Source organism: Pseudoduganella sp. RAF19 (assembly GCF_052114165.1).
In the GTDB taxonomy this organism is placed as follows: domain Bacteria; phylum Pseudomonadota; class Gammaproteobacteria; order Burkholderiales; family Burkholderiaceae_D; genus Rugamonas.
This window is the reverse complement of the sequence record NZ_JBFREF010000009.1, coordinates 1-12,909: the sequence shown is the minus strand read 5'-3', so window position 1 is coordinate 12,909 and position 12,909 is coordinate 1. Positions and strand designations below refer to the sequence as shown.

The 12,909-nt window shown below is 59.9% G+C and carries 8 protein-coding genes and 1 tRNA gene; 8 read left to right on the top strand and 1 reads right to left on the bottom strand.

Going from position 1 to position 12,909, the window contains the following annotated elements; translation table 11 throughout:
• Nucleotides 1-70: 70 nt before the first annotated feature.
• Complete coding sequence (locus AB4Z19_RS22535) at nucleotides 71-2,074, top strand: M13 family metallopeptidase (protein WP_442036327.1); 2,004 nt, start codon at nucleotides 71-73, stop codon at nucleotides 2,072-2,074.
• A gap of 88 nt (nucleotides 2,075-2,162) precedes the next feature.
• On the top strand, nucleotides 2,163-4,178 hold the full coding sequence (locus AB4Z19_RS22530; protein ID WP_442036058.1) for a M13 family metallopeptidase: 2,016 nt from the start codon (nucleotides 2,163-2,165) through the stop codon (nucleotides 4,176-4,178).
• Between the two features lie 115 nt (nucleotides 4,179-4,293).
• Here AB4Z19_RS22530 and AB4Z19_RS22525 read toward each other — a convergent pair whose 3' ends face one another.
• Entirely contained in the window at nucleotides 4,294-4,824 is a 531-nt protein-coding gene (locus AB4Z19_RS22525) for a c-type cytochrome (protein ID WP_442028799.1), read from the bottom strand.
• Between the two features lie 200 nt (nucleotides 4,825-5,024).
• Here AB4Z19_RS22525 and AB4Z19_RS22520 point away from each other — a divergent pair, with 200 nt between their 5' ends.
• The 6 genes from AB4Z19_RS22520 to AB4Z19_RS22495 all read left to right on the top strand — a co-directional run bounded on the left by AB4Z19_RS22520 (nucleotide 5,025) and on the right by AB4Z19_RS22495 (nucleotide 12,715).
• The gene (locus AB4Z19_RS22520) at nucleotides 5,025-7,826 is read left to right on the top strand and encodes an AMP-binding protein (RefSeq protein WP_442036056.1); all 2,802 of its coding nucleotides are present in this window, start codon (nucleotides 5,025-5,027) and stop codon (nucleotides 7,824-7,826) included.
• Nucleotides 7,805-9,181, top strand: coding sequence for an MBOAT family O-acyltransferase (locus AB4Z19_RS22515; protein ID WP_442036054.1), 1,377 nt, complete (start codon nucleotides 7,805-7,807; stop codon nucleotides 9,179-9,181). Before AB4Z19_RS22520 ends, AB4Z19_RS22515 begins: the two co-directional genes overlap by 22 nt.
• A gap of 84 nt (nucleotides 9,182-9,265) precedes the next feature.
• Nucleotides 9,266-9,341, top strand: a tRNA-Arg gene (locus AB4Z19_RS22510).
• Between the two features lie 107 nt (nucleotides 9,342-9,448).
• Complete coding sequence (locus AB4Z19_RS22505; RefSeq protein WP_442027104.1) at nucleotides 9,449-11,299, top strand: putative bifunctional diguanylate cyclase/phosphodiesterase; 1,851 nt, start codon at nucleotides 9,449-9,451, stop codon at nucleotides 11,297-11,299.
• A 312-nt stretch (nucleotides 11,300-11,611) separates the two neighbouring features.
• Complete coding sequence (locus AB4Z19_RS22500; protein WP_442036052.1) at nucleotides 11,612-12,049, top strand: hypothetical protein; 438 nt, start codon at nucleotides 11,612-11,614, stop codon at nucleotides 12,047-12,049.
• Between the two features lie 495 nt (nucleotides 12,050-12,544).
• Nucleotides 12,545-12,715: a hypothetical protein gene (locus tag AB4Z19_RS22495; RefSeq protein WP_442027105.1), complete on the top strand. Its 171-nt coding sequence runs from the start codon at nucleotides 12,545-12,547 to the stop codon at nucleotides 12,713-12,715.
• Nucleotides 12,716-12,909: the final 194 nt, after the last annotated feature.

The window sequence follows — 12,909 nt, the reverse complement described above, 5'->3', positions numbered from 1 at the left end:
TGTTAGAGTCGCGCGGTAAATCCTAAAACAACATCGGAGGGTTACTTTGAAACGCACCATTCTGAGCGCAATGCTCGTAAGCCTGTTTGCCGCCGGCAGCGCCATCGCAGCCGACAAGGCGCCGCTGAAGTCCGGTATCGACCTGCAGAACATGGACAAAGCCGTCCGGGCCCAGGACGACTTCTACAACCACCTGAACGGCCACTGGATGAAGACCGTGGAAATCCCGGCCGACCGCTCGGCCTGGGGCACCGGCGCGCAGCTGGTGGAAGAGATCCAGCCGCGCCTGCGCCAGCTGATCGAAGACGCCGCAGCCAAAGGCGGCAGCGCCGAAGCCAAAAAAGTGGGCGACTTCTTCGCCTCCGCCATGGACGAAGCACAGGCCGACAAACTGGGCATCGCCCCGCTGAGCGGCGAGCGCGCCAAGATCGCCGCCATCAGCGACAAGGCGCAGCTGGCCGCGCAATGGGCGCATATGTCGCGCATGGGCGTGACTTCGCCGTTCGACGTCAGCATCCACCAGGACAACAAGGACTCGACCCGCTACGTGGCCGACCTGGCGCAATCCGGCCTGTCCATGCCTGACCGCGACTACTACCTGAAAAAAGACGACGCGAAAATGGCCGACACCCTGGCCAAGTATGAAGCGCACGTCGCACGCATGATGACCCTGGCTGGCGAACAGAACGCCGCCGCCACCGCGAAAGCCATCGTGGCGCTGGAAACCCGCCTGGCGCAGATCCAGTGGACCAAGGTGGAACTGCGCGATCCGGTCAAGGCTTACAACAAGTACGAAATCGCCAAGCTGCAGGAACTGGCGCCGGGCTTCGACTGGAACACCTGGCTGACCGACGCCAACATCGCCGGCAAGACCAAGGACGTGATCGTGAGCCAGCCAAGCTATATGCAAGGCCTGGCGAAAGTGATCCAGGAAGTGCCGCTGCAGGACTGGAAGGCATACATGGACTACCAGCTGCTGCGCGCCTACGCGCCGGTGCTGTCGAAAGCCTTCGTGGACGAGCACTTCGCCTTCTACGGCACGGTGCTGACTGGCGCCACCGAAAATCGTCCGCGCTGGAAGCGTGCCGTGACCCTGACCCAGTCCGCACTGGGCGAGGCAGTCGGTAAGCTGTATGTCGAAAAATACTTCCCGCCTGAGCGCAAGGCGCGCATGGACGAGCTGGTAAAGAACCTGCTGCTGGCCTACAAGGAAAGCATCAACAAGCTGGATTGGATGAGCCCAGCGACCAAGAAGGAAGCGCAAGCCAAGCTGGCCAAGTTCACGCCGAAGATCGGCTATCCGGCGCACTGGCGCGACTACTCGACGCTGGACGTGAAGCGTGAAGACCTAGCGGGCAATGTGATGCGCTGGCACGACTTCGACCACCTGCGCGAAACCAATAAGCTGGGCAAGCCGATTGACCGCGACGAGTGGCTGATGACGCCGCAGGAAGTCAACGCTTACTACAACCCGGAGATGAACGAGATCGTGTTCCCGGCCGGTATCCTGCAGCCGCCTTACTTCGATATGAGCGCAGACGATGCGGTGAACTACGGTTCCATCGGCGCCGTGATCGGCCATGAAATCTCGCACGGCTTCGATGACCAGGGGTCGCAGTACGACGGCGACGGCAATCTGCGCAACTGGTGGACCGAGGAAGACAATAAGCGCTACAAGGAACGCACTCAGATTCTGGTGAAGCAGTACAGCGAGTTCGAAGCGCTGCCGGGCTATCACGTGAACGGCGAGCTGACCCTGGGCGAGAACATCGGCGACAACTCCGGCATGGCCATCGCGTACAAGGCGTACAAACTGTCCCTGAAGGGCAAGAAGGCGCCGGTGATCGGCGGCTACACGGGCGATCAGCGCTTCTACATGGGCTGGACCCAGGTATGGCGCGTGAAGTACCGCGACGCTGCCCTGATCGCACGCCTGAAGGCTGACCCGCACTCGCCAGGCCAGTTCCGCGCCAACGGCACTCTGCGCAACCAGCCGGCCTTCTACGATGCGTTCAAGGTGAAGCAGGGCGACAAGATGTACCTGTCGCCGAAAGAGCGCGCGATTATCTGGTAAAACCCAAGGCGTAACCCAGGTGGCTGCCACGATGTGGCAGCCACCAGCTTCACGCCGTTGGTTCTGACAAGCGAAAGAGACACCCAAAATGAAAAAACATCTGCTTAGCGCCCTCGCGCTGGCCCTGCTGTCGAGCGCCGCAATCGGCGCCGACAAGTCGGGCATTGACCTGCAATACATCGATTCCTCCGTGCGTGCACAGGACGACTTCTTCAAGCACCTGAACGGCAAGTGGCTGGCGACGGCCGAGATTCCGGGCGAGATGTCCAGCTGGGGCGTTTTCGAAAAACTGTTCGAAGATATCCAGCCGCAGCTGCGGGCCATCATTGAAAACGCCGCCACGAAAGGCGATACGGCCGACACCAAGCAAATCGGCGACTTCTACGCCAGCTTCATGGACGAAGCGAAACTGGAGCAGCTGGGCATGAGTCCGATCCAGTCCGAACTGGACCGCATCGCCGCACTGAAGGACAAGAAAGACCTGCCGGCCTTCCTCGCCCATGCCAACCTGCAGAACCGCAGCGTGCTGATCGACTTCGGCATCCATCAGGACAACAAGGACTCCACCAAATACGTCATCGACTTCAGCCAGAGTGGCCTGGGACTGCCGGACCGCGACTACTACCTGAAGAAGGATGACGCGAAGATGGCCGACACCCTGGCCAAGTACCAGCAGACCGTGGAAAAGATGCTGGCGCTGGCTGGCGACACCAACGCCGCCGCCAACGCGAAAACCATCGTTGCTTTCGAAACGAAAATTGCGGAAATCCAGTGGAGCAAAGTCGAACTGCGCGATCCGATCAAGGCCTACAACAAGGTCAGCATCGACAAGCTGGGCGAACTGATGCCGACCTACGACTGGAATGCCTACATCGACGCCATCGGCGGTGTGAAGGGCAAAGTCGATTACGTGATCGTCAGCCAGCCGACCTACCTGAAAGCGCTGGACAAGCTGCTGGCCGAAACGCCGATGGAAACCCTGAAGCCATACTTCGAATGGCACCTGCTGCACAACGCAGCGCCTTACCTGTCCAAGCAATTCGTTGAAACCAATTTCGACATGTACGGCAAGGTGCTGGGCGGCGTGACCGAAATGCGTCCACGTTGGAAGCGCGGCGTGACTGCGACCGAATCCGCGCTGGGCGAACCGATCGGCAAGGTCTATGTGGAACAGCACTTCCCGGCAGCCAGCAAGGCACGCATGGAAGAACTGGTGAAGAACCTGCTGACCGCCTACAAGCAAAGCATCGACAAGCTGACCTGGATGGGTCCGGAAACCCGCAAGGCTGCGCAAGCCAAGCTGGCCAAGTTCACGCCGAAGATCGGCTACCCGAACAAGTGGCGCGACTACAGCAAGCTGGAAGTAAAGCGCGATGACCTGGTGGGCAATGTGCTGCGTTCCAACGCCTTCCTGGTGCGCCGCGAGCTGGACAAGCTGGGCAAGCCAATCGACCGCGACGAGTGGGGCATGACGCCGCAAACCGTCAACGCCTACTACAACCCTGAGCTGAACGAGATTGTGTTCCCGGCCGCCATCCTGCAGCCGCCGTTCTTCGATCCGAACGCTGACGATGCGGTGAACTATGGCGCGATCGGCGCCGTGATCGGCCACGAAATCAGCCACGGCTTCGACGACCAGGGCGCCCAGTACGACGGCGACGGCAATCTGCGCGACTGGTGGACTGCGCGCGATCACAAGAACTTCGAGAAGAAGACCAAGCAGTTGGTGGCGCAGTACAACGCTTTCAGCCCGGTGCCGGGCTATAAGGTGAATGGTGAGCTGACTCTGGGCGAGAACATCGCCGACAATTCCGGTCTGGCGATTGCGTACAAGGCGTACAAGATCTCGCTGAAGGGCAAACCGGCGCCTGTGATCGATGGCTATACGGGTGAGCAGCGCCTGTACCAGGGCTGGGCTCAGGCATGGCGCGCCAAGACCCGCGAAGCGGCGATGATCCGCCAGATCACCACCGATCCGCACTCGCCGGAAGAGTTCCGCGCCAACGGCACCCTACGCAACCAGCCGGGCTTCTATGACGCCTTCAAGGTCAAGCCGGGCGATAAGATGTATCTGGCGCCGAAAGACCGCGTCATCATCTGGTAAACCCAGGGCGTAATCCGGGTGGCTGCCACGATGTGGCAGCCACCAGATTTTGCGTTGGGGGTAAAAAAAAACCGCTCCGAGGAGCGGTTTTTTTATTGGGCCGTTTCGATCAGCCTTACGGCGCCGCAGCAGCTGGCGCAGCGGCCGGAGCGGCCGGCACTTCAGGTTCCTTGAACTTGCCGCCGGACTTGTTAGCCATGAAGACCACAGCGCGGGCAACTTCCACATCATCCAGATCAGGGTTACCGCCGCGGGCCGGCATCGCGCGCAGGCCTTCCAGAGCATGCTTCACAACGGTGTCGTAGCCCTGAGCGATACGAGGGGCCCATGCGCCATTGTCGCCAACTTTCGGAGCACCTGCGGCGCCGGTTGCGTGGCAAGCCTGGCAGGTGGAGTTGAACACGGCTTCGCCGGTTTGCAGCACTTTCGGAGCGTTAACATCCTTCAGGGTGAAACCCTGGTCGGCCACTGGCTTCAGACGGGCGGCGACAGCTTCTGCGGTTTGGCTTTCCGAACCTGCACCGGTCAGTTTTTGGTTGGTAACAAACTGCACCAGCAAAATAATACCGATGATGGTGAAAGCAAAGAAACCTACAACGGCAGCAACCAGCTGCTTTGGCGTTCTGATAGCGGATTCGTGGCTCATGATTTCCTTAATACAGTTTTCGAAAGCTGGTGGCTGAGGGTTGTTTTTTTGATACGCTGCCTAGCGGACCCTCGTCAAACCCGTGATTATAGACTTAAATGTTCCCTTATTGGAATGCAATTTCAATTTGACTAGCATGCCTGAGCTGGTGTTTAATGATATAAAAACTACAACAAATTAATTACTACGGGGATGTACGCGTGGCTGACAGCTTGTTCGCGCAGCGCCTGGAAGAACACGGTGCGCGCATTGCTATCATTACCAGCGACGGGTCGCAGATAAGCTACGGAGAACTGGCAAAAGCCGCAGACCGTGCGGCGGCCGCCCTGCGCGGGCCGGCTGGGCTAGTCATCGTCGAAGCAGCTAATACTGTCGCCTGTGTCGTTGCTTATCTGGCATCCCTGCGGGCACGTTTTCCTGTGCTGCTGGCAGAGCCAGGCTCAACCGTGCGCGATCCGCGCATCGCCGACACTTTCCAGGCTGCCTACATTTTCCGTGCCGCTGGCGACGGTGAGTGGCGTTTCGAATCGTACTCCCCCGATCCAGTGCCGGTGCATCCGGATCTGTGTGTCTTGCTGTCGACATCCGGTTCCACCGGCAGCCCGAAACTGGTGCGCCTGTCGCGCGCCAACATCGAAGCAAATGCGGCATCGATTGCTGAATATTTGGGCATCGGTCCGGACGACCGCGCCCTGACGTCGCTACCGTCCTTCTATTCCTATGGCATGTCGGTGATTAACTCCCACCTGCATGCGGGAGCCTGCCTGCTGCTGACCGAGGATTCCGTGTCCCAGGACAGCTTCTGGACCTTCCTCGAACAGGAACGCGCCACCTCATTCGCCGGCGTGCCGTTCACCTTCGATATCCTGGAGCGCATTGGCTTCCGCCGCCGGCGCCACCGTTATCCCCATTTGCGCTATCTGACCCAGGCCGGCGGCCGCCTGTCCGCCGAGCTGGTACAGGAATACGCCGAATGGGCTGAGCGCCAGGGCAAGCAATTCTTCGTCATGTATGGCCAGACCGAAGCGTCGCCGCGCATGGCCTATATGCCGCCGGACCAGTTGCGTGACAACACCGGCTGCATTGGCGTGCCCATTCCGGGCGGCGCATTCGAGCTGCGCAAGGACAACGGCGAACTGGAAACCCGCCCCGACCAGCCGGGTGAGCTGGTCTACCGCGGACCGAATGTGATGATGGGCTACGGACTGGGTCCGGAAGACCTGGCTGCCGGCAAGCTGCTGGAAGAACTGCATACGGGCGACGTGGCCTGCCGCAAGGCAAACGGCTTGTACTACATCGTCGGCCGCATGAGCCGTTTCGTGAAAATCGTTGGCCTGCGCATCAGCCTGGATGAAATCGAACGCTGGCTGGAAAAGCAGGGCGTGTCGGCGGCGGTCGGCGGCAACGATGAATTGATTGCCGTGGCGATCGGCCCTGGCCGCCACAATCCCGCCGAGCTCAAACCGCGCCTGCTGGAACGCTTCGGCCTGCCCGCATCGGCACTGGAAGTGGCGGTGCTCGATCCCTTGCCGACCCTGGCGTCGGGCAAAGTGGATCACCGCAGCGTGCTGCGCCTGGTGCGTGAGGCGGCGGAAAAGCGGCGCGAGCGTCCCGCCAGTCTGCAGCAAGGGTATGCCGACATCCTGGGCATCGATTCCGTGCGCGAGACAGACAGCTTCCTCGATCTGGGCGGCGATTCCGTCTGCTTTGTGGAAGTGTCGCTGCTGCTGGAAGACTATCTGGGCTACGTGCCGGACAACTGGGAAGCGAAAACCATCGCTGCACTCGAAGCTCTGCATCAGGATGCGGCGGCCGCCAAAGTCGTGCAGCAACCGCGTTCGCGCCACTCCTTCCGCATTGCCGCCGCCGTTGCCATCGCCTTGCTGGTCGCAGGGGAGGGCACCATGCAGCTGCGGTCTTACCTGAAGACTGGCCGCAGCGCTGCGGCTTTGCTGACGGGCGGCGGAACGGTGGTTTTCAACGAGCGTTGGCATGTGCGTACCTACCGTCCCAACCATACTGTCACGTCGGCGCAGCCGGGCGTGAAGTTCGAAACCAATTCGCTGGGGTTGCGTAGTCCCGAACTGAATCGCGAGCTGGCGCGCAGCGAGCTGCGGCTTGCCGTGGCGGGCGCTTCCACCGTCGCGGGAGCCTATGCGCGGCGCAACGTCGAAACCTTCCCCAGTCTGCTGGAGCAGCGCTTGCGCAGGAAGCGCAAGGAAGGGCCGGTCAATGTGATCAATGCCGGCATTGAGGGCCATACGATCTGGGACACGGCCCTGCTGATCGAACATGGCCTGATCGACATGCATCCGTCCGTGCTGATGCTTTATCCCGGCTTTAACGATATGGTCGGCATTTGTACCGCCGCGCGCGAAAGTACGGCGATCGTCCGATCGCCATTGCCCGCACCATCGCTGCCGCGCTGGGCGCTCGCCGCGCCTGCTGGCGAAAAATACCGTGGCGCTGCGCGACCCGCTAATCAAGGCCAAGGCCGTCGATCCCGCCAAATTCTTCCCGGCCAGCTATGGCGAGAAGCTGCGCGATATGGTGCACAAGATGCGCGAGTCCGGTATCGAACCTGTGCTGATGACGGTGGCGCGCGCCTTCGACGGCCTGGGCCGCGAAGAAGGCGCACGCATTGCGGAGACAGCCCTTTACTACAACTCCTGCCTCGATTACGACGGCCTGATCAAGGCAGGCAAGATGTACAACGATACGATCATCGCCGTGGCGCTGTCCGAGCATGTGCAGCTGATCGACCTCGCCGAAGAAATGAAAGGCCGCCGCCAGTTCTTTGTCGACGCCGGCCACTTCAACTATGGCGGCGAGCAGCATGTTGCAGCCTATCTGGCGCGCGAACTGGAGCAGCGCGGCCTGCTGGAACCGCATATCAACACAGACAACCGCCTGAGCGGACAGTAAGGGAGCGTCTGTGGAAATTACCGGGTTTGGCTACCTTGTTTTCTTCTTGTGCGTATTGGCGCTGCATTCCCTGCTGACCGGCCGCGATCGCGCACAAAAAGCCATGCTCACCCTGGCCAGCTACTACTTCTACGCGACGGTGGATTGGCGCTTCACGGGCCTGCTGCTGTCCCTGACGCTAATTAATTGGACGGCAGGCGAAGCGGTAGGGCGCGCGCAACACCGCAGCACGGCGAAATATGCGGTGACACTGGCAGTGATCGCCAGCGTAGCCGTGCTGGGCTACTTCAAATACCTGAATTTCTTCGGCGGCATGCTGAACAGCCTGTCGGTCTGGCTGGGCGGCAGTGCGCTGGTGCCGGTGGTGAAGCTGCTGCTGCCGGTCGGGATCTCGTTCTTGACCTTCCAGGCCATCACTTACCCCATCGACCTGTATGCCGGACGGCTTTCCAAGCGCGCCAGCCTGGGCGATTTCACCCTGTTCATGGCCTTCTTCCCGCGCCTGCTGTGCGGACCGATCGTGCCTGCGGCTTATTTCCTGCCGCAGCTGCAGCAGCCGATGCCGCCCGTCAGCGACGATCAGCGCTTCGCCGGCCTGGCACTGATCATGCGCGGCCTGGTGAAAAAGGTGCTGCTGGCGGATATGCTGGGTTCCCACCTAGTCGACCCGGCGTTCTCCAATCCCGGCGAATACAGCGCTCCATTCGTCTGGCTGGCGATGTTCGGCTATTCCCTGCAGGCTTATCTGGATCTGGGCGGCTACACCGACATGGCGCTGGGCGCGGCCGGCATGCTGGGCTATCGCCTGCCGTCCAACTTCAACCGTCCCTATATGGCGACCGGCATTGCCAACTTCTGGCAGCGCTGGCACATCACCATGTCGTCCTTCTTCCGCAACTACTTGTACACCCCGCTGAGCGAGGCGTGGAAAGTGCCGGTGTCCGTCAACCTGTTGATCGTGTTTGTGGCGATCGGCCTGTGGCACGGCGCGGGCTGGAACTTCGTGGTGTATGGCCTGATCCACGGCAGCCTGGTGTCGCTGGAGCATGTCCGTAGCGCAGCCCGCATCAAGCGCGGCGAGCCGGCTCCCGTCTACCGCAGTGCGCGGCTGGCAATGCAGCTGGCGCTGGTGTTCACCATGGTCTCGATGACGCGCGTGCTGTTCCGCAGCCCGAATCTGGACACCGTGGGCCAGTTCGTCTCCGCCATGGCCGGGTCCTGGCGCGGCCCCTTCCCGCTGTCAGTGCAGGCGGCGCTGGCGCTGATGGCGGCTTTGTTCCTGCATTTCTCGCCTGTCCGCTGGCGCGACAGCTTCATGGAATGGGTGGCCCGCCTGCCTGCCTGGATAGTCGGCGCCCAGTTTGCCAGCCTGGTTTACCTGGTGACCATCTTCACCCAAGGCTCGGCCGCCTTCATTTATTACCAATTCTGACTGGGCTTGGTTGCTTAATTATCAATTCTTGCGCCTTCCGATGGACGCCAACCGGGAAACCCGCTATTCTTCGTGTCTCTCCAAGCGGCTGTAGCTCAGTGGATAGAGTATCGGCCTCCGAAGCCGAGGGTCGTGGGTTCGATCCCCGCCAGCCGCGCCATCCTCCCTTCGAAACTCCTCACAAGTTCGGCAACCTCTGTCGTAAAATTTATCCCAAGGAAACGAAGCACAGCCGTTCCGTTCACTTAAGAGCAAGGAATAGCGCGTATGAGTGCCCTGGATCAAATTACCCACTGGCGCGAGACCATCTTTGCCCGTTTGGTGCAGGTCGTCCTGGTTCTAGGTATCTGCACGGCGGTGCCAAGTATCCTGCAGTCGGCGCACGAAGGCCTGTGGGGCGTGGTGGTGGTGGACGTGATTGCCCTGGGCTGGCTGACCATGTTGTGGCGGCTGGAAGGGCGGATGTCGTATCAGGCGCGTGCCCTGCAATTCCTGCTGATCGCATTCGCCGTCGGCGTCGCGCTGATGCTGCAGGTCGGCCCGGTGGCGCATACCTATCTGCTGGCCGTGCCCTGCCTAGCGGCGCTGCTGGTCGGGCTGAGGCCTGCCATCTGGCTGCTCCTGGCCGGCGCCGTGGCCATTGTGCTGACGGGATATGCGCCGGAACCGGCCGCTGTCGGCCTGTCCAATGATCCCGTGCTGCGCGCCGTCATCGTCGCCCTCAACTACCTGTTCATTGCCGGCATCCTGACCTTCACCTGCGGCGTGCTGCTGCGCCACCTGGCGCGCTCGCTGGCCGAGGGCGAACAATTAGCCTTCTACGATCCGCTGACCGGGCTGCCGAACCGGCGCCTGCTGCTGGACCGTCTTGGCAACCTGCTCGCCAGCTCTGAGCGGCAGCAAGTGTTCAGCGCCGTGATGTTTGTGGACCTGGATCGCTTCAAGACCATCAACGATGCGCGCGGACACGCCACGGGCGACACGCTGTTGAGGCTGGCAGCGGAACGGCTGTCGGGCCTGATTCGCAAAAGCGACACCGTAGCGCGCATCGGCGGCGACGAATTCGTGGTGCTGCTGTCGCACCTTGCGCCGAATTTGGCGGCGGCTGGCAATGCCGCGCAGTTGGTGGCGGAAAAGATCCGTGCCGCATTGGCCCGTGATTTCGAGATCGACGCCCAGTCCTACGTCTGTTCCGCCAGCATTGGCGTGACGCTTCTGCCGAAGTTTGGCCAGAGCGCCGACGATTTGCTGCGTGAAGCTGACACCGCAATGTATCGTGCAAAGCGCGCAGGCCGCAATGGCATCGCCTACTTCGAATCCACCATGCAGGCTGAAGTCGAGCGGCGCCTGACGCTGGAGCGCGAGCTAGCGCAGGCGATCGAACATGAGCGGCTGCACATGCTGTATCAGCCGCAATTCGATTGCTCCGGCCGGCTTCACGGTGCGGAACTGCTCATGCGCTGGGAGCGCGACGACGGCAGCATGGTATCGCCCGCCATCTTCATCCCGCTGGCGGAAGAGGCGGGCCTGATCGTGCGGATGGGGATGTGGGCGCTGAAGCAGGCCTGTCTGGCACAGCAGCGCCTGGCGGCGCGGGGCTGGTCGCTGCCACTGTCCGTCAACGTGTCGCCCGACCAGTTCCGCCAAGCCGACTTCGTGCAGCAGGTGCACAGTGTCCTGCTCGAACACCGCGTGTCACCCTCGTTGCTGATCCTGGAGGTGACGGAAGGCCTATTGGTGGAAAAGCTGGAAGAAACCGTGGCGCGCATGAACGAGCTGGCCGCGCTCGGCGTGCGCTTTTCGATCGACGACTTCGGCACGGGCTATTCCAGCCTGGCGTATCTCAAGCGCATGCCTTTGTACGAACTGAAGATCGACCGCAGCTTCATCATGGACATGCCGGACGACGCCAATGACGTGGTGATCGTGCAAGCGATCCTGGCAATGGCCGGCCACATGGGCTTGCGCGTCGTGGCGGAAGGCGTAGAGACTCAAGCACAGGCCGACTTCCTCGCGGCCCATGGTTGCCATGCGCTGCAAGGATACCTTCTGGGCCGCCCAGCGCCGTTACCGGCCCTGCTTGAAATGATGTCAGCGCAAGCCGCTCGCTCTGGATAGGGATTTGAAGCCCACGATTAGTAAGCAGCCTTCCATTTGTGCCCAACTGGAACCGCGAAACGTGGAAGCACCTCCGACTGTGGGCTGTCGCGGCATGAAGAGGCGAAAGTGACTTCCTTTAGACGTCAAATCTGCCTATTGATGTGCCGGTAAGGCCGGTACGAGCGAGACGCGCCTAGTGACAAAGTGTGAACCTTTCGGCCAAGCAAGATGTTAGGCTGCGTGACATTGGCCGAGTACGGCCAACAACGGACCTTGAGGATTCGCGCCTGGACCATCTGCCAGCTATGCCCACCCTTTTCGGAGTTGCGGTTGAAAGCAATTGCATACATTTTTCTTTCAGGGACTTGCATACTGGCCCAAGCCAAAGACGACGTGATTGGCTGCTATTCGGTGCTCATTGCGGGCCGGGACGAGTCTCTCCCGCATACTAAACAGTCAGCACATCTCGTTCGTGCAAAGGATATTCGTCTTACGGACGAACATGAAAAGGCGCCATGGGCTGGAACTTCGAAATTTCGTGTGATACCTGTGCACTCCAAGGAAACGTTCAACTATTCAGCTGCATACTGGGTGGCGGAGGGGAAGTCGCTTTCGATTACTTGGAGTAGCAACGGCCTTTCGGGTGTGCAGATGACTTTGACACCCACCAGAAATGGATTTGCAGGGACTGTCGAAAATTTTTGGGACTTTCCGCCTTATACCGAGGATAAAAGACGGACGGTCTTGACACGCCGGGCGTGTGATTGAATCCTATGACAAAGCACGCATCTTGCATGCCGGCAGGAGTGCTATTCTGGCTGCCGTCGGCCGCGCTCGGCCAATAGCGGCCTCACAATCATAAAACTTGAGATATGTCAAAAATGTCGCTCGCTACAAGTTTCCTGCTCATGCTACGTTCAACAATATTTGTTGTCTTTTTTATGTCCGACGTCAAAGTATTCGCTGCGCCCCAGAATATCCAGACGGAGCAGTACTGCCGTGAAGGCGCGAGTGGCGAATTTTCGGTTAAACTTGATAATACGAACAGGGTTACTTTTAATGTCGAAACTGTCAACAGCCATGGGCACATTTGCACCATGTCGGGTACGATTCACGGAGAAATAGGGCACGCCGACAGTTGGTCTGACGATGGAAGTGACTCAAATTGCGATATATCGATTTTGGCGAAGGGCTCCTCAGTAGTAATTAGCCCAATCACTCCGGACTCTTGCCTTATATATTGCGGTCAAGGAGTGGTCGTGTATGGAAAGTACAGTTCTGCAATGTGTAGGAATGAAAAATACGAAATACAAGAGCAGGAAATTCGAAATCGATTTCCGCCTGCAGAAGATGATGATGTCAGCAGAAGAGTTCAATAATAAAGGCGAGCTCAGAATGGTCCGGCAGGCAGCCTCTTCGGCCACAGAACATTGATGCATATCTGGCGTGAAGCATGAGAGCTCGGAAGGTGGCAACAAACGGCCAGGAACAGACGCCCACCTAGCTAGGTAAAAATATGACGAATCTCGAAATTCTTAAACAATGGGAAATTACGGAGAAATGGCTACGGGAGGCTCGGTCTGCTCTTCGTTCAGATGTTGTTACAGCAAAAGATCAGCTGGAAAACT